This window comes from Variovorax sp. RA8, assembly GCF_901827175.1.
In the GTDB taxonomy this organism is placed as follows: Bacteria; Pseudomonadota; Gammaproteobacteria; order Burkholderiales; family Burkholderiaceae_C; genus Variovorax.
Genome location: NZ_LR594662.1, coordinates 1,140,601 through 1,157,263 on the forward strand (window position 1 = coordinate 1,140,601; position 16,663 = coordinate 1,157,263).

At 68.8% G+C, this 16,663-nt stretch carries 17 protein-coding genes and 1 tRNA gene; 6 read left to right on the forward strand and 12 right to left on the reverse strand.

Going from position 1 to position 16,663, the window contains the following annotated elements; translation table 11 throughout:
* Positions 1–4 precede the first annotated feature (4 nt).
* Positions 5–664 (forward strand): sigma-70 family RNA polymerase sigma factor, encoded by a 660-nt coding sequence (locus tag E5P3_RS05455; protein ID WP_162585047.1) that lies wholly within the window; start codon positions 5–7, stop codon positions 662–664.
* Positions 661–1,317, forward strand: coding sequence for a ChrR family anti-sigma-E factor (locus E5P3_RS05460; RefSeq protein ID WP_162585048.1), 657 nt, complete (start codon positions 661–663; stop codon positions 1,315–1,317). Before E5P3_RS05455 ends, E5P3_RS05460 begins: the two co-directional genes overlap by 4 nt.
* Before the next feature lie 16 nt (positions 1,318–1,333).
* Here E5P3_RS05460 and E5P3_RS05465 read toward each other — a convergent pair whose 3' ends face one another.
* From E5P3_RS05465 to E5P3_RS05485, 5 genes are all read right to left on the reverse strand, one after another.
* Positions 1,334–1,753 (reverse strand): DUF2177 family protein, encoded by a 420-nt coding sequence (locus E5P3_RS05465; protein WP_162585049.1) that lies wholly within the window; start codon positions 1,751–1,753, stop codon positions 1,334–1,336.
* 111 nt (positions 1,754–1,864) lie between these two features.
* The gene (locus tag E5P3_RS05470) at positions 1,865–2,659 is read right to left on the reverse strand and encodes a DUF1295 domain-containing protein (RefSeq protein WP_162585050.1); all 795 of its coding nucleotides are present in this window, start codon (positions 2,657–2,659) and stop codon (positions 1,865–1,867) included.
* Between the two features lie 132 nt (positions 2,660–2,791).
* Complete coding sequence (gene ruvC, locus E5P3_RS05475; RefSeq protein ID WP_162585051.1) at positions 2,792–3,340, reverse strand: crossover junction endodeoxyribonuclease RuvC; 549 nt, start codon at positions 3,338–3,340, stop codon at positions 2,792–2,794.
* Between the two features lie 5 nt (positions 3,341–3,345).
* A complete protein-coding gene (locus E5P3_RS05480) occupies positions 3,346–4,407 on the reverse strand; it encodes a phosphatidate cytidylyltransferase (RefSeq protein ID WP_162585052.1) in 1,062 nt (353 codons plus the stop codon).
* 9 nt (positions 4,408–4,416) lie between these two features.
* On the reverse strand, positions 4,417–5,196 hold the full coding sequence (locus E5P3_RS05485; RefSeq protein WP_162585053.1) for a lysophospholipid acyltransferase family protein: 780 nt from the start codon (positions 5,194–5,196) through the stop codon (positions 4,417–4,419).
* A 91-nt stretch (positions 5,197–5,287) separates the two neighbouring features.
* Between E5P3_RS05485 and E5P3_RS05490 the strand changes: the two genes are divergently transcribed.
* Positions 5,288–5,363 (forward strand) — tRNA-Gly (locus E5P3_RS05490).
* Positions 5,364–5,400: 37 nt separating this feature from the next.
* Here the strand turns inward: E5P3_RS05490 and mtgA are convergent.
* The 5 genes from mtgA to E5P3_RS05515 are packed head-to-tail and all read right to left on the reverse strand — an operon-like array spanning position 5,401 to position 10,555.
* A complete protein-coding gene (gene mtgA / locus E5P3_RS05495) occupies positions 5,401–6,150 on the reverse strand; it encodes a monofunctional biosynthetic peptidoglycan transglycosylase (protein WP_162585054.1) in 750 nt (249 codons plus the stop codon).
* Positions 6,147–6,989 carry a shikimate dehydrogenase gene (aroE, locus tag E5P3_RS05500; RefSeq protein WP_162585055.1) on the reverse strand — a complete coding sequence of 281 codons (843 nt, stop codon included), beginning with the start codon at positions 6,987–6,989 and terminating at the stop codon, positions 6,147–6,149. The genes mtgA and aroE overlap by 4 nt, the downstream gene beginning before the upstream one ends.
* 14 nt (positions 6,990–7,003) lie before the next feature.
* The gene (locus tag E5P3_RS05505) at positions 7,004–7,867 is read right to left on the reverse strand and encodes an energy transducer TonB (RefSeq protein ID WP_162585056.1); all 864 of its coding nucleotides are present in this window, start codon (positions 7,865–7,867) and stop codon (positions 7,004–7,006) included.
* Positions 7,864–9,924, reverse strand: coding sequence for a ribonuclease catalytic domain-containing protein (locus E5P3_RS05510; RefSeq protein WP_162585057.1), 2,061 nt, complete (start codon positions 9,922–9,924; stop codon positions 7,864–7,866). Before E5P3_RS05510 ends, E5P3_RS05505 begins: the two co-directional genes overlap by 4 nt.
* A gap of 34 nt (positions 9,925–9,958) precedes the next feature.
* Positions 9,959–10,555 (reverse strand): YqiA/YcfP family alpha/beta fold hydrolase, encoded by a 597-nt coding sequence (locus E5P3_RS05515; protein WP_162585058.1) that lies wholly within the window; start codon positions 10,553–10,555, stop codon positions 9,959–9,961.
* Positions 10,556–10,634: 79 nt separating this feature from the next.
* Between E5P3_RS05515 and rodA the strand changes: the two genes are divergently transcribed.
* From rodA to E5P3_RS05530, 3 genes are all read left to right on the forward strand, one after another.
* Positions 10,635–11,789: a rod shape-determining protein RodA gene (gene rodA, locus E5P3_RS05520; protein WP_162585059.1), complete on the forward strand. Its 1,155-nt coding sequence runs from the start codon at positions 10,635–10,637 to the stop codon at positions 11,787–11,789.
* A 55-nt stretch (positions 11,790–11,844) separates the two neighbouring features.
* The gene (gene tldD / locus E5P3_RS05525; protein ID WP_162585060.1) at positions 11,845–13,305 is read left to right on the forward strand and encodes a metalloprotease TldD; all 1,461 of its coding nucleotides are present in this window, start codon (positions 11,845–11,847) and stop codon (positions 13,303–13,305) included.
* 218 nt (positions 13,306–13,523) lie between these two features.
* Positions 13,524–14,642: a 3-deoxy-7-phosphoheptulonate synthase gene (locus E5P3_RS05530; protein WP_162585061.1), complete on the forward strand. Its 1,119-nt coding sequence runs from the start codon at positions 13,524–13,526 to the stop codon at positions 14,640–14,642.
* Between the two features lie 21 nt (positions 14,643–14,663).
* On the opposite strand, the gene E5P3_RS05535 is transcribed toward E5P3_RS05530, so the two are convergent.
* On the reverse strand, positions 14,664–15,164 hold the full coding sequence (locus tag E5P3_RS05535; protein WP_162585062.1) for a cupin domain-containing protein: 501 nt from the start codon (positions 15,162–15,164) through the stop codon (positions 14,664–14,666).
* A gap of 4 nt (positions 15,165–15,168) precedes the next feature.
* Positions 15,169–16,656, reverse strand: coding sequence for a UDP-N-acetylmuramate:L-alanyl-gamma-D-glutamyl-meso-diaminopimelate ligase (mpl, locus tag E5P3_RS05540; RefSeq protein WP_162585063.1), 1,488 nt, complete (start codon positions 16,654–16,656; stop codon positions 15,169–15,171).
* Between the last annotated feature and the right edge of the window lie 7 nt (positions 16,657–16,663).

Below are 16,663 nucleotides of genomic sequence, written 5' to 3' on the forward strand. Positions count from 1 at the left end.
CCGCATGCGCATCGCCCCACAATCAGAGATCGCCGCTTCCGGACCCGCCGGACTGCGAGCACCCTGGCTGTCGATCGTGACCAAGGAAGAGCGTCGAGGATCCGTGCCGACCCCCGAGGAACTCAACGCATTGTTCAGAGCTGTGGCGCTTGCCGGCGACCGGCAGGCTTTCGCGGCCCTGTTCAAGCACTTCGCGCCGCGCGTCAAGGCATACCTGATGCTGTGCGGCACCGGCGAGGCCGTGGCCGAAGAGTTGACGCAGGAAACGATGGTCACCCTCTGGCGCAAGGCGGCCCTGTTCGACCCCGAACGGGCGGGGCTGTCCACCTGGATCTTCACCATCGCCCGCAACCTGCGGGTGGACCACCTGAGGCGCCCGGGCAACCGTACGGTCGCGGACGAGGACGACCAGGCGAGCCAGATCCCCGATCCGCTGCCCGCGCTGGACGAGCAGGTGAGTGCCAGGCAGCGGGAGTCGCGCGTTCGCGCGGCGATGTCCCGCCTCTCGCAAGACCAGGCGCACATCCTGCGGTTGTCATTCTTCGAGGAGCATCCCCATGCCCGGATCGCGGAGGAGCTCGGGCTTCCGCTGGGCACGGTCAAGTCGCGCGTGCGCCTCGCGGTGAGCCACCTGCGCCGGATGCTCGAGGGGCTCGAACCATGATCCGCCACCACCCGCCCGACGATCTGCTGCTGTCGATGGCGGCCGGCACCTTGTCCGCAGGACCCGCGCTGGTCGTGGCCAGTCACCTCGAGACCTGCGCCGATTGCCGCAGCCGGTTGCGTTCGCTGGAGACCGCCGGCGGCGTGATGCTGGAGGCGTTGGCGCCCGAGATGCTCTCCTCCCAGGCGCTGGCGAGGACCCTGGCGGCCATCGATGCCCCGCCGCGTCGTGCGCCCGCACCGGCCGTTGCGCCAAGGGCGCGGCCGCCGCTGCCGCCCGGCATGGCCTGGCCGCGCGCGCTGGAGGCCTGCAGCGCGACCCCCTGGCGCTGGCTGGGCCCCGGCATGCGCTGGAGCCGGCTGGTGCTGCCGGCCGATCCGCAGGCCAAGCTGTTCCTGCTGCGCATTGGCGCGGGCATGAGCCTGGCCCCTCACACGCACAGCGATTGCGAGCTCACGCAGGTGCTGCATGGCGCTTTCCATGACGGCCGCGACCTGTTCGGTGCGGGGGACTTCGATGCCGCCGACGACTCCGTCCACCACCAGCCGATGGTGCAGAACGGTGGCGACTGCATCTGCCTGGCCTCGGTCGAGGGCCGCATGCGCTTCGACAGCCGGCTGGCGCGAACGCTGGCCGCGCTGATCGGCATGTAGTCGCCACCGCCCTGGCTCAGCGAGCCGGGCCGCCGAAAGCCAGCACCAGGCGGCAGCCCGCCGCCGCAGCGGCCGCCGTGACGACGGCGCCCCAAGCCAGGTCGACCAGGGTCAGTCGCCAAGGCCAATCCCTGAGCGTGGCCTGGTTGGTGAGGTCGTAGGTCGCATAGGCGAACAGGCCGAGCAGGGCTCCCCGGCCCAGGGCCGACGTCCACGACCGGCTCTCCAGCGCCGGAGCCACCGCAAAGATCACGATGCCTGCGACATACAGCGTGTAGAAGATCACGGCCGCCTTCACGTCGACGTCGGGCCGCATGAGGTGGCCGATTGCAGGGCGATACAGGCGGCCGGCCATCGTGGCCAGCCAGGTGGCGTCGATCGCCAGGAACACGAGGGCCGAGGTGGCATAGGCGATGAGGAACTGGCGGATGGACATGGAGGCTCCTGGGGACCAAGGAGCCGACGCGGCCCCACGGCTCTCTACGCTCGGGAGGCGTTCACAGATCACGCCGGATGCCGACCCGGCCGCCCGCGCCCGCGGGTTTCATCAACGCGCCCTGCGAGGCGGCGCCGGCACGAAAGCGCTGGTGCGAGCCATGTACTCGCGGTAGGCGGGCCGGCGTTCCCCGATATCCTTCTCGAGCAGGCGCACGCCCGAAACCTTGAGCAGCAGTCCCGTCATGAGCAACGGCGAGATCGCGCTCCACAAGCCTTGGAATCCCGATGCGCCAAGGGCCATCAACCAGAGGCCCCACCAGACGCAAGCTTCACCGAAGTAGTTGGGATGGCGGGTGTAACGCCACAGCCCCCGGTCCATGACTTCGCCGCGGTGTGCAGGATCAGCCCTGAAGCGCGCGAGCTGCGCGTCGCCGATGGCCTCGAACGCGATGCCGAACGCGGCCAGGAAGGCGCCCGCGGCGTCGAGCCAGCCGGGCGGGCGCGTGGAGCCGGCTGCGGCGAGGAAGGGGGCCGAGACGATCCAGGCCAGGAGGGCCTGCAATCCGAAGACCAGGTACAGGCTCTTCCAGCCGAAGCCGGGCTCGTTGCGCTGCCGCATCTCGCGATAACGCCGGTCCTCTCCATGCCCCCAGTTGCGCCAGCTGATGTAGATACCGAGCCGCAGCGCCCATGCCAGCCCGAGGGCCGCCATGAGCCAGGTGCGCGGGCCTGCGCCGGGCTGCAGCCCGAGGTAGAGCAGCGCCGGGCCTGCGATCAGGAAGGGCCAGGCCCGGTCGGCCAGACTCGCATCGCCGCGCACGAGGCTGGCGAGCCACGTGAGGAGGGCCAGGCCCATTGCGAGCGCCAGCCCCGCAAGTGCGAGCAGCAGCGGCGCAGCAGTCATCGCTTTCCCCCCAGCGCCATGCGCGCTTCTTGAAAAAATTGTGGAATGCGGGCCAGCGGCCGCATGCAAGGGTATACGTCGCGGCGGGCGGTCTGGATTGCTTGCGAAAAGCACATCGAGGGGGCGGTGCCCTCAGCGCGTGCGGCCTCCGCGGTACGCGCTGAGGGTGCCGCGCGTCAGCACTGCGGCCTGGCCGATCCGCGCCATCGAGTTGCCCACGTGCGCATGGGTGATCGCGATGCCCAGCGCGTCGGCGGCGTCGCTGCCCGGCACGCCGGGCAGTTGCAGCAGGCGCCGCACCATTTCCTGCACCTGCGGCTTGGCGGCGCGGCCATGGCCGGCCACAGCCTGCTTCATCTGCAGGGCGGTGTACTCGGCCACGGGCAGGGCGTTCGTCACCAGCGCAGTGATGCAGGCGCCGCGCGCCTGGCCGAGCAGCAGGGTGGATTGCGGATTGACGTTGACGAACACGATCTCCACCGCCGCCGCATCGGGCCGGTAGGTCGCCACGATCTCGCCGATGCCGTCGTACAGCACCTTGAGCCGCGCCGGCAGCTCGCCCTTGAGCACGCTGCGGGTGCTGATGGTGCCGCTGGCGACGTAGCGCAGCGCATGGCCGTCCATGTCCACCACGCCGAAGCCGGTGGTCTGCAGGCCGGGGTCGATGCCGAGGATGCGCATGCCCGCTAGGCGTCGAAGTACCAGCGCACCGAGTGGAAGAACACCGGGGCCGCGAAGCACAGCGCATCGACGCGGTCCAGCAGGCCGTTGGCGCCCGTCACGCCCATGCCGCGCCCGCCCCAGCTGGGGATGCCGCGGTCGCGCTTGAGCGCCTTCATCACCAGGTGACCCATGGAGCCGGCCACGCAGGCGAGCAGGGACACGGCCAGCGCCTGGCCGAAGCGGAAGGGCGTGATGAAGGAGAACATCGCGCCGACCAGGCTCGCGATCGCCATCCCGATGGCCCAGCCGCGCCAGTTGAAGCTGCTGCTCACGTGCGGCGCGGCCGGCGCGTCCCTGAAAAGCCAGTCGCCAGTACGCTTCAAAAAGCCTCGGGGAGCTTCGTCGCCGTCCACGCTGCCGGGCAGACCGGTGCGCCTCGCAATCAGGTGCTGCACCAGCACGCAGGTCTGCACCACGAAGACCAGGAAGAACACCAGGAAGGCGCTCTTGCCCTCGTAGCCCGGGAAGGAGAGCAGCAGCAGCGCCGGCACATGGCTCATGCCGTAGACGCAGACCATGATGCCCCACTGCAGCTTGGCGTTGCGCTCGAGGAAGTGGTTCGGGTCATCGGCCAGCGCGCTCACCACCGCAATGGCGAGGAAGACGTAGACCGGGATGAACACGGTGAACAGGTCGAAGCGCGCCGTCGCGACCAGCCAGAACTGGATCGGCAGCACCACGAAGAAGGCGAGGATCAGGCTGCGGTGGTCGCCGCGCCGGGTGGGCGACAGCGTGATGAACTCGCGCAGCGCGAAGAAGGAGATCAGCGCGAACAGCACCGTGGCCACCGTCTCGCCCAGGGCCCAGCCGATCCAGAAGATCACCGCCATGAACCAGGTGGTGCCCAGCAGGCGGCGGAAGTGCGCAAGCTCGCGCTGCCAGCGCTCGTCGTGCTGCGGGTTGCGGCGCTCGCGGAAGGTCAGCAGGAAGGCCACGGTGCTCACCACCACGAGCAGGCCGAAGACGATGAAGAACAGGGCCGCGACCTGGTGGGTGGGCGAGAGCTGGCGGAGGTATTCGTTCATCGATGTCGTCTACACGTACCGCAGCGCGATCACCGCCTCGCGCGCGCGGTCGAGGAAGGGGCGGCGCTCCTCGCCTTCCTCGAGGCGGATCGGCTCGCCGAAAGTCACCGAGCAGAGGATCGGCACCGGCACCACCTCGCCCTTGGGCATCACGCGCTGCACGTTGTCGATCCAGGCCGGCACCAGCACTGCGTCGGGGAACATCTGCGCCAGCGTGTAAAGGCCCGACTTGAACTTCTGCGGCTCGCCGGTGTGGCCGCGCGTGCCCTCGGGAAAGATGATGATCGAGTCGCCGCTGTGCAACGCGTCGATCAGCGGCTGCAGCGGCACCAGCGCTTCGGCGCTGCCCGGTTGCGGCGCGGGCGCGGGGTCGGCCGGCGGCGATGCCAGCGGCAGCTCTCCCTGCACCGTCTCGACCGGCTCGGAGACGATCGGCATCGCCTCTTCGAAAACGGGCTCGATGCGCTCGCGCGGCGCCGCGACAGGCGCGGGCGCAGGCACGGGTGCGCTGCCGCCGCGCTCCACGTAGATGGCGTTGAACACCTCGGTGGTGATCCAGCGCTTGAAGGGCGTCGTGGCCCAGTAGTCGCGCGCCGCGATCGGCCGCGTGATGCTGCGCAGTTCCTCGGGCAGCGCAGCCCAGATCATCACCAGGTCGAGATGGCTTTGGTGATTGGCGAAGTAGATGCGCTGCTCGGCCTTGGGCGGGCAGCCCCACCAGCGCGCCTGGGCACCGGTGAGGAGCCGGATCAGGCCCAGCAGCACCCACCCTGTGAACTTTGCAAGCATGGCGGCGATGATACGGGCGGCGCATGCATGTTTTTCTCGTGCCGCGGCCGAAGAGGGCTCGTGAATCCGCTATGATTCGCACCCTTCAAACGCGGGAATAGCTCAGTTGGTAGAGCGCAACCTTGCCAAGGTTGAGGTCGAGAGTTCGAGACTCTTTTCCCGCTCCAGATTTCCCCTCGCCTGCGCCAGCGCTGCGCTGTCGGATCAGGGCAGATCGGCCGAGGGCATGCGCGCCGCGATCGTGGCCGTGCGGCCTGCAAGATAGGCCGATTGGGTGCGCCGCTCGAAGAACTTCGGGCTCGGCAGCATCACCGCCAGCCGTGCCGCCTCCTGCGCGCCGAGCCGCGAGGCCGGCTTCCTGAAGTAATGCTGCGCGGCGGCCTCGGCACCGAAGATGCCTTCGCCCCACTCCACGCTGTTGAGGTAGATCTCGAGGATGCGCTGCTTGTCCAGCAGCAGCTCCAGCGTGACCGCGAGCAGCAGCTCCTGGCCCTTGCGAAGCAGCGTGCGCTCGCCAGACAGCAGCAGGTTCTTCGCAAGTTGCTGGGTGATGGTCGAGCCGCCTCGCAGCTGGACCGGTCGCGGCTCCTTACCGCGCGCGCGCATCTGTGCCGCGCGACGCGCCGCGATCTGCTCGGCCCTGTCATTGCGCTGGCGCGCTCGCTCGATGGCCTCCCACTCCACGCCGTTGTGGTAGATGAATTCGCTGTCCTCGCTCGCGATCACGGCGCGCTTCAGGCTTTCGGCGATCTGGCCATAGGGCACCCATTCCTGTCTCCAGCTGCGATTGCCGTTACGTCGCCCTTCAGTCGTGAGCTGCCAGGCTTCGGAGCGCTGAAATGCGGTGGACTGCGGATCGATCACCGCCATCGCGGCGATGCGGCCGATGAAGAAGACCTCGAGCGCGACCGCTGCGAACAGCAGGCACAGCACCCAGCGCAGCAGGGCCTTCACTTGCCGTCAACCACCGCGCGCAGCTCGGCCAGCACCTGCGCCGAGGGCGGCCGCACGCCGCGCCAGAAGGCGAAGGACTCGGCCGCCTGTTCGACCAGCATGCCCAGCCCGTCGCGCGGCACGGCGCCGTGTTCGCGGGCCCAGTCCAGGAAGCCGGCGGCCGCCGGCCCGTACATCATGTCGACCGCCAGTGCGCCGCGCCGCAGCACGCGGGCCGCCACCGGCACCTCGCCCCCGGCGAGGCTGGAGGCAGTGCCGTTCACCATGACGTCGAACTCGCCGGGCACGGACTGCAGGGCATGGGCCTCCAGCGTGATGCCATGCTGCAGCGCAAGTGCCGCGTGATGCCGCACCAGCGCGATGGCCTTGGACAGCGTGCGGTTCGCCACCACCACGCGGCGCGGGCCGGCTTCCAGCAGCGGGCCCAGCACGCCGGCCGCGGCGCCGCCGGCGCCCAGCAACAGCAGTTCGCTGCCCGCCAGCGTGACGCCGGCGTGCTGCGTGATGTCGGCGACGAGGCCGGCGCCGTCGGTGTTGTCGCCATGGATGCCGTCCACGTCGAAGCGCAGCGTGTTGACCGCGCGTGCCAGCATGGCGCGCGGGCTCAGGTGCTGCGCCAGCGCTGCGGCCTCGAACTTGAAGGGCACGGTGATGTTGCAGCCGCGCGCCGTGCCGGCCGTCTCGGCGCGAAAGGCCGCCACCGCGGCCTCGAAGCCGTCCAGCGGCACCAGGCGGCGACCGTAGTCCAGCACCTGGCCGGTCAGCTCGGCGAAGCGCGTGTGAATCCAGGGCGAGCGGCTGTGCTCCACCGGGTTGCCCATCACGCAGTAAAGATCCATGGTGCCTCGCTCGCTCACTGCTTGGACGACGAGGAGACCTGCGCCTCGAGCGTCTCGTCGCGCGTGAACTTGAAGCGCGAGGGCAGCACGATCTGGTCGGTCTGCCGCCGCATCGCGTCGGTGAACTTGCCGAAGTTGCCGATGCTGCGCACGATGGCCTGCGCGCGGCGGTCGAGCGTGGAATTGCCGGAGCCTTCGATGACCTCGGTGCCGAGGATCGCGCCGTCGAAGTTGACGGTCACCATCATCGTGAGCTCGCCATAGAGCTTCTTGCCCGCGAGCTCCGGGAAGTTCTCGGTGCCGCGTGCCTCGATCTTGCGGCGCAGCGCGTCGACATAGACGGCGTAGGTGGCCTCGCGCGTGGCCGGGCTCAGGTAGCGCTTCTTGGGCCGCGCGTTCTCCTCGTTCACCCGGCGCTCGATCTCGGCCAGGATCTTGATCAGCTGGCGGCGCTTTTCTTCGCGCGCCGCGGCCTCGCTGGGATTGCCCTGGTGGCGTGGGTCGGGCGCCGGCATCGTGGCGAGCTGTTCCTTGATCTGCGCCAGCAGTAGCATCTGCTGGGCCTGCATGGCCTCCACCTGGCGCTGGGCGTCTTCCATCGAGTCGCCGATGGTGGTGAAGGTGGAGGGTGGCAGCGGACTGGTGGCGCGGCCGCGATCGAGGTCGCCGCCGCCGGCCAGCGAGCTTTGGGCGATGGCCATGGCCTTATCGGGCCGCTCGTTGGTCTTGGCGTTGACCAGGATGACTTCCAGCGGCGTCTCGGTGAAGACCCGGTTGAAGGACTCGGGGTCGGCAAAGCGGAACGCGAGCAGCAGGGCGTGCGCGGCGACGGAGATGCCGAGCGCGAGCTGCAGGCTGCTCAGGTCGCGCAGGTTCATGCCGGGAGTTTCTCCGGGGGAGCGGCCTCGTCGCTGTCGGCCAGGTCGACCGCGATGGCAATCGGCCCGGCGACCTCCTCTTCGTCGCCTTCTTCTTCGGCAGCAGCTTCGGCCGGCGCGGCATCGAGGCGCTCGATGACAGTGCCGTGCACGTCGAGGGCGATCTCGTCGACCTCGCCGAGCTTGACGCGCACGCGGGCGCCGCGCGCGAGCCCCTGGGTGCCGGTGACCTGGAATACCAGCGGCAGCGCGTCGGCACGCGCCAGGGCGCCGTTGGCCACGTCCTTGATCAGCGTCGCCTCGAGCTCGGCGATGCCCTCCTGCTCCAGGTACTTGAGCGTCCAGAAGCGCTCCATGGCGCCCTGGTGGGCGTTGTAGGCGCTGTAGGCGGCGTCGAAGCCCGAGAGGATGGAGAACAGGTCCGCGTCCTTGGGTTTGAACGGCGCTGCCAGCGCGGCAGTCTTGCCGTGGCGCGCGGCCGCGATGATCTGCCACTGGTTCACCAGATCGGTGTAGCGGCGCAGCGGAGAGGTGCTCCAGGCGTAGCTCTTCACGCCGAGGCCGGCGTGCGGAAGCGCCTTGGTGCCCATGCGCACCTTGATGCCCGGCGCCAGGCTGGCCTGGCTGCGGTAGAGCGCAGGCACGCCGAGTTCGCCGAGCCAGCCGCCCCAGCTGCTGTTGGCCAGGATCATCGCCTCGGACACGATCAGGTCCAGCGGCGCGCCGCGCTGGCGCGTCGTGATCTGCACCCGCTCGCCGCCGGTGGGCTCGCCGTGGGCGTCGGGCAGGCGGAAGTTGTAGTCGGGCCGGTTGAAGCTCTCGGGCTTGCCGCGCACCACTTCGCGCTGCGCCTTCAGCTGCTTGGCGAGGCGGAACAGGAAGGACAGCGGCTCGCGCAGCCGCGCGGCCACCTCGGGCGTGCCCGCGCTGTCGACCGACGCGTCTTCGAGCCAGGCCTGGGTGATGAAGCCGTCGAGCTGGTCGTGCCGCAGGTTGGCCACGATAGGCACCCGTTCGAGCCGGGTCTCGGTGGCCTTCAGCGCCAGCGTGGCCTCGTCGAAATCGGCATAGAGCGAGACCGCCGGGCAGTCGCGACCCTCCTGCAGGGTGTAGGTCTCCACCACCTCGTCGGGCAGCATGGTGATCTTGTGGCCCGGCATGTAGACGGTGGACATGCGCGCGCGCGCCACCTGGTCGATCGGGCTGCCGGGCGCCAGCGCGAGGCCCGGCGCCGCGATGTGGATGCCGACGCGCACCGTGCCGCTGCCGAGCCCGGTGACCGAGAGCGCATCGTCGATCTCGGTGGTGTGCGAGTCATCGACCGAGAAGGCCTGCAGGTCAGCCCGCGGCAGCTCGTCGGCGATGGCCGGGGCCTTGAGCGCCGGGAAGCCGGTGCCCTTCGGGAAGTTCTCGAACAGGAAGCGGCGCCAGTGGAACTGGTAGGGCGAGTCGATCGCGCCGGCGCGCTGCAGCAGTTCGAGCGGCGGGCGCTGCGTGGCGCGCGCGGCCTCCACCACGGCCTTGTATTCGGGCGCGTTCTTGTCGGGCTTGAAGAGGATCTTGTAGAGCTGCTCGCGCACCGGGGCCGGGCACTCGCCGGCGCCGAGCTGCGTCGCCCATTCGGCGATCTGGGCCTGCACCTGCTTCTTCTTCTCGATGGCGGCGAGCGCCTGCTGCACGATCTCGGCCGGCGCCTTCTTGAAGCGGCCCTTGCCGGCGCGGCGGAAATAATGCGGCGCCTCGAACAGCGCCAGGAGCGAAGCGGCCTGCTGGGCCAGGGCCGGCTGGGCCTGGAAATAGTCGGAGGCCAGATCGGCAAAGCCGAATTCCCCATCGGGTGCGAATTCCCAGGCCAGGTCGAGGTCCATGCCGGCGGCGAGCTCGCGCGCTTCGTCCAGCATCTGGGCCGGCGCGGGCTTTTCGAAGCGCAGCACGATGTTGGCGGCCTTCACCTTGACGCGCTTGCCGGAATCGAGCTCCACCTGCGCCGATGACTCCGCCTCCGACAGCACGCGGCCGCCCAGGTACTTGCCGGCTTCTTCGAACAATACAAACATGGGGCGGATTGTCCCATGCGTGCGGCGCCGCGCCTCAGGCTGGATCGACGAAGGCGAGCACCTCGTCCATGTGGTTGTGCTCGAAATCGGACAGCGCGTGGTCGCCGCCTTCAAGCAGTTTGATGCGGCTGCCGGGATAGCGGGCCGCCATCTCCCGCCAGTCCAGCAGCTCGTCGCCCTTGGCGATGATGGCGAAGACGCGTTCCGGACGGGCCAGCGGGCCCACGTCCAGCGCGCGCAGCTCGTCGATGTACTCGCGGCGGAAGTAGAAATGCTCGGCCGGGTCGTGCCAGGACGTCTGCTCGCCGATGTAGTTCGCCAGGTCGCGCGCCGGGTGGACGGCCGGGTTCAGCAGCACCGCGCGGCAGCGCATCATGCCGGTCACGTAGGTGGCGTAGAAGCCGCCCAGCGAAGAGCCGACCACCGCGATGCTGTCGCGCGGCCACTGGGCAATGCCCCGCATGACCAGGTCGATGGCCTCGTGCGGCGAAGGCGGCAGCTGCGGGCACCACCAGTGCAGCTGCGGATGCCGCTCGCGGACACGCTGCGCCATCTGCCGCGCCTTGGTCGACTGCGGCGAGGAACGGAACCCGTGGAGGTACAGCAGGTGGGTGGTGGGCGCGAGCTTCATGCCTTTGTCTTACTCGAGGGCCGACGGTGTTCGGCGATTGTCCGTGAAGCAACCGGCCGCGAGCGGATAATCCGCGCCCATGTCCGCCGTGTTCCACCAGCCGTCCCTCGCGCGACGCATCGCGCCCGTGTTCCAGGGCTTCGACGGCTTCCTCGCCTTCGCGGTGCTGCTGCTGGCCTGCGCGGGGCTGCTGACCATGTACTCATCCGGCTACGACCACGGCACGCGCTTCATGGACCACGGCCGGAACATGCTGCTGGCCGGCTTCATCATGTTCGTGGTGGCACAGGTGCCGCCGCAGCGGCTGATGTTCTTCGCCGTGCCGATCTATCTGCTGGGCGTGGGGCTGCTGATCGCAGTGGCGCTGTTCGGCATCACCAAGAAGGGCGCCACCCGCTGGATCAACATCGGCATGGTGATCCAGCCGAGCGAGATCCTGAAGATCGCCATGCCGCTGATGCTGGCCTGGTGGTTCCAGCGCCGCGAGGGGCAGTTGCGCCCCCTGGATTTCGTGGTCGCGACGGTGCTGCTGGCGGTGCCGGTGGGCCTGATCATGAAGCAGCCCGACCTCGGCACGGCGCTGCTGGTGCTGGCGGCCGGCCTGTCGGTGATCTTCTTTGCCGGCCTCTCGTGGAAGCTGATCGTGCCACCGGTGGTGATCGGGCTGATCGCCGTCTCGCTCATCGTGGGCTTCGAATCGCAGCTGTGCGCCGACGGCGTGGACTGGCGCGTGCTGCACGACTACCAGAAGCAGCGCGTCTGCACGCTGCTCGACCCGACCAAGGACCCGCTGGGGAAGGGCTTCCATATCATTCAGGGCATGATCGCCATCGGCTCCGGCGGAGTCGGCGGCAAGGGCTTCATGCAGGGCACGCAGACGCACCTGGAGTTCATCCCCGAGCGAACCACCGACTTCATCTTCGCGGCCTATTCCGAGGAGTTCGGCCTGGCCGGCAACCTGGCGCTGATCGCGGGCTTCATCTTCCTGATCTTCCGCGGCCTGGCGATCGCGCTGGACGCGCCGACGCTGTTCTCGCGCCTCCTGGCCGGGGCGCTGACCATGATCTTCTTCACCTACGCATTCGTGAACATGGGCATGGTCAGCGGCATCCTGCCGGTGGTGGGCGTGCCCTTGCCCTTCATCAGCTATGGCGGCACCGCGATGGTGACGCTGGGCCTGGCGCTGGGGATCCTGATGTCGATCGCGCGGGCCAAGAGGCTGATGCAGAGCTGAGAAGCTCATTCACAGCTTCCGAGCGTCATCCAGGGGGCGCGCCTAGAATCCCTTGATGATTTCCCGCGAACCCACCCTCGAGCGCCTCGCCACGGCGCAGCAGCTCCTGCTCACGCCCTTCGGCCTGGACGAATCGCATCTGCTGCGCGCCCTGGCCGAGATCACCGCCCACAAGGTGGACGATGCCGACCTCTATTTCCAGTACACCCGCAGCGAGGGCTGGAGCCTGGAGGAGGGAATCGTCAAGACCGGCAGCTTCAGCATCGACCAGGGCGTGGGCGTGCGCGCCGTCAGCGGCGAGAAGACGGCCTTCGCCTATTCGGACGACATCTCCGAGGCCTCGCTGCTCGATGCGGCGCGCACCGTCCGCACCATTTCCGCCGCCGGCCGCAACGCACGGGTGAAGGCGCCGACGCGCAAGGTCGCGTCCAGCCGTTCGCTGTATGGCGGCGTGGATCCGATCTCGACGCTCGACAGCGCCGCCAAGGTCGAGCTGCTGGGCAAGGTCGAGAAGCTCGCGCGCTCGCGCGATCCGCGGGTCGCGCAGGTGATGGCAGGCCTGGCGAGCGAATACGACGTGGTGCTGGTGGCGCGTGCCGACGGCACCCTGGCTGCCGACGTGCGGCCGCTGGTGCGCCTCTCGGTCACGGTGATTGCCGAGCAGAACGGCCGTCGCGAGGTGGGTTCGGGCGGCGGCGGCGGGCGCTTCGGCCTCGCCTACTTCGATGAGGCGCGCATCGCCGAGTTCGTCGACCAGGCGGTCCAGCAGGCGCTCGTCAACCTGGATTCGCGTCCGGCGCCCGCGGGCGAGATGACCGTGGTGCTCGGCCCGGGCTGGCCCGGCATCCTGCTGCACGAGGCGATCGGCCATGGGCTGGAGGGCGACTTCAACCGCAAGGGGTCGAGCGCCTTCTCGGGCCGCATCGGCGAACGCGTGGCCGCCAAGGGCGTCACCGTGCTGGACGACGGCACCATCGCCGACCGCCGCGGCTCGCTCAACGTGGACGACGAGGGCAACGCCACGCAACGCAACGTGCTGATCGAGGACGGCATCCTCAAGGGTTACATCCAGGACTCCCTCAACGCGCGCCTGATGAAGGTCAAGCCCACCGGCAACGGCCGCCGCGAGAGCTATGCCCACGTGCCCATGCCGCGCATGACCAACACCTACATGCTCGGGGGCGACAAGGTGCCGCAGGAGATCGTCGCCAGCATCAAGAAGGGGCTCTACGCCACCAACTTCGGCGGCGGTCAGGTCGACATCACCAGCGGCAAGTTCGTGTTCTCGGCCAGCGAGGCCTATTGGGTGGAAAACGGCAAGATCCAGTACCCCGTGAAAGGCGCGACCCTCGTCGGCAACGGTCCGGACGCGCTGACGCGCGTCACCATGATCGGCAACGACATGGCGCTCGATTCCGGCGTGGGCACCTGCGGAAAGGAAGGCCAGAGCGTGCCGGTGGGCGTCGGACAGCCCACCTTGCGCATCGATGGCCTGACCGTCGGCGGCACGGCCTGAGGCTTTTGCGCAACGGGCATTCCGCTTTCCTGTGCTACATTGCGCCCCTATGTCTTTGCGCGTCGCATTTTTCTTTTCGTACTTTTGGTTCCCGGACTCCGGCGGACGAGAGGCGAGCGCGTAAAGCACACTGAATACCCCTCCCAGAACCGCCGGCGCCTCGAGCCCCGGCGGTTTTTTTATGCCCCGATGATTTCCATCCCTTGAAGGAACGAACCATGAGCACGAGCAACGTCCCTGCTACCGAGAACTGGTATGCGAGCGTCGAGAAAACCAGCCGAACCGACGACGAACGCATCAAGGACATCACCGTGCTACCCCCTCCCGAACACCTGATCCGCTTCTTCCCGATCCGTGGCACGCCGGTCGAGACGCTGATCACCGGCACCCGGCGGGCCATCCACAACATCATGAGCGGCAAGGACGACCGGTTGCTGGTGGTGATGGGGCCCTGTTCGATCCACGACCCGGACGCCGCGCTCGAATATGCCAGGCGCCTGAAGACAGAGCGCGAGAAGTACGCCGGGACGCTGGAGATCGTGATGCGGGTCTACTTCGAGAAGCCGCGCACCACGGTGGGCTGGAAGGGGCTGATCAACGACCCGTACCTCGACGAGAGCTTCCGCATCGACGAAGGGCTGCGCATCGCGCGCCAGCTGCTGATCGAGATCAACCGGCTCGGCCTGCCTGCCGGCAGCGAGTTCCTCGACGTGATCTCGCCGCAGTACATCGGCGACCTGATTTCCTGGGGCGCGATCGGCGCGCGGACGACCGAGAGCCAGGTGCACCGCGAGCTGGCCTCGGGGCTGTCGGCGCCCATCGGCTTCAAGAACGGCACCGACGGCAACATCCGCATCGCCACCGATGCGATCCAGGCGGCGGCGCGCGGCCATCACTTCCTCTCGGTGCACAAGAATGGCCAGGTTGCGATCGTGCAGACCAACGGCAACAAGGACTGCCACGTCATCCTGCGCGGCGGCAGGACGCCCAACTACGACGCCGGCAGCGTGGCTGCGGCCTGCAAGGACCTGGAGGCCGCCAAACTGCCGCCGACGTTGATGGTGGACTGCAGCCATGCCAACAGCAGCAAGCAGCATCAGAAGCAGATCGAGGTGGCCCAGGACATCGCGGGCCAGATTGCGCATGGCGGCCGCAGCATCTTCGGCCTGATGGTCGAGAGCCATCTGAACGCCGGTGCCCAGAAATTCAGCGCTGGCAAGGACAGCGTCGCCAACCTCGAATACGGCAAGAGCATCACCGACGCCTGCCTGGGCTGGGATGATTCGGCGCAGGTGCTGGCGTTGCTGTCGCAGGCGGTCAAGGCGCGCCGGGGCTGAAGAAAAATCCTCTTCGGCGCTTCAGATCAGCTCGGCCAGCGCCGGCCAGTGGTGGCGCAGCAGCGCCGCCTCGTCGCTGTCGGGCTGCATGAAGGAGAAGTCGTTGAAGTCGAAGCCGGGCCCGACGGTGCAATTGACCAGCGTGTAGTCGGCGCTGCCCGGCGTCACCAGCGGCTTCGCCGCCTGCCAGCGGCCGGCCGTCACCGTGTGCTGCGGATGGGTTCCGTGCACGTCGACGGGGCCGAGCCGGATATGCGCCGGCGGCGTTCGCAAGGCTGCGTCGCTGGTCCACAGCGCCAGCGGTGCCCCTTCGAGATGGACCCAGACCTCATCGGAGAGCACGCGGTGCCAGCGCGAATGCTGCTGCGCCTCGAGCAGGAAATAGATGGTGGTGAGCGCCTGTCGCGGCGTGCGCCCGTCCGCCGGCGAGACCTGGGCCGCGGAGCGGAACACCTCGCGGTACCAGCCGCCCTCGGGGTGGGGCGCCAGCTTCAGGGTGTCGATCAGTTCCTGTGCGCGCATCCGCTCATTCTGCCGCGCGCAGGGCCGAAAGGAGCTTTTCGTGCACGCCGCCGAAGCCGCCGTTGCTCATGCAGACGATATGGTCGCCCGGTTGCGCGGCGGCCACGATCTGCGCCACCAACGGCTCGATCGCGCCGGCAACACGGGCGCGTGCGCCCATCGGCGCGAGCGCGGCCGCGGCGTCCCATTCGAGCCCGCCGCTGTGGCAGAAGGCGAGATCGGCCTGCTCCAGGCTCCACGGCAGCTGGGCGGCCATGGTGCCCAGCTTCATGGTGTTGCTGCGCGGCTCGAAGGCCGCCAGGATGCGCTCGCCGCGATGGCCGTCGGCGTCGAGCTTGTTGCGAAGGCCCTCGAGCGTGGTGCGGATAGCGGTCGGGTGGTGGGCGAAATCGTCGTAGACCGTGATCGGCCCACCGGCCCGATCCACCGTGCCACGCAACTCCATGCGTCGACGCACGTTGCGAAAGCCCGCGAGCGCTGCGGCTGCCTCGGCCGGCGTCACGCCCACATGCTCCGCCGCAGCGATGGCGGCCAGCGCGTTCATCTGGTTGTGCAGCCCCGAAAGCGCCCACTCGACGCGGCCCACCTTCTCGCCTTGCCGAAGCACGTCGAAGGCATCGTGCGTCCCCCGCGCCTGCCATTCGCCGCCGGCACCGAAGCGGGCGAGCTCGCTCCAGCAGCCCTGGGCGAGCACGCGCTGCAGGCTGTCCTCCGTGGCGTTGACGACCACGCGGCCGCTGGCCGGCACCGTGCGCACCAGGTGGTGGAACTGCCGTTCGATCGCAGCCAGGTCGTCGAAGATGTCGGCGTGGTCGAACTCGAGATTGTTGAGGATCGCAGTGCGCGGGCGGTAATGGACGAACTTGCTGCGCTTGTCGAAGAAGGCGGTGTCGTACTCGTCCGCCTCGATCACGAACGTGGCCCCCACGCTTGCCACTTCGTGTGCTGCGCTGCCCCCGGCGAGGGCGCTCGTTTGCTTGGGGCGGCCCGGCGCTGCGCTCGGGCTTGCGATGCCGCCTCCCAGCCGGGCGGAGACGCCGAAATCCAGCGGGACCCCGCCCACCAGGAAGCCCGGCGCGCGACCGGCGCGCTCGAGGATCCAGGCCAGCATGGAGGTGGTGGTGGTCTTGCCGTGCGTGCCGGCCACGGCCAGCACATGTCGGCCCTGCAGCACGTTTTCCGCCAGCCACTGGGGGCCGCTGGTGTAGGGAGCGCCGGCGTCGAGGATCGCTTCCATCAGCGGGAACTTGGGCGTTCCGTCGGCGAGCCGGATCCGCGACACCACGTTGCCGATGACGAAGACATCCGGCGCCAGCGCCATCTGGTCGGCGCCATAGCCTTCGATCAGCTCGATGCCGAGCGCGCGCAACTGGTCGCTCATCGGCGGATAGACGCCGGCATCGCAGCCGGTCACCCGGTGGCCGGCCTCGCGCGCCAGGGCGGCCAGACCGCCCATGAAAGTGCCGCAGATGCCGAGGATGTGAATGTGCATCGGCCGA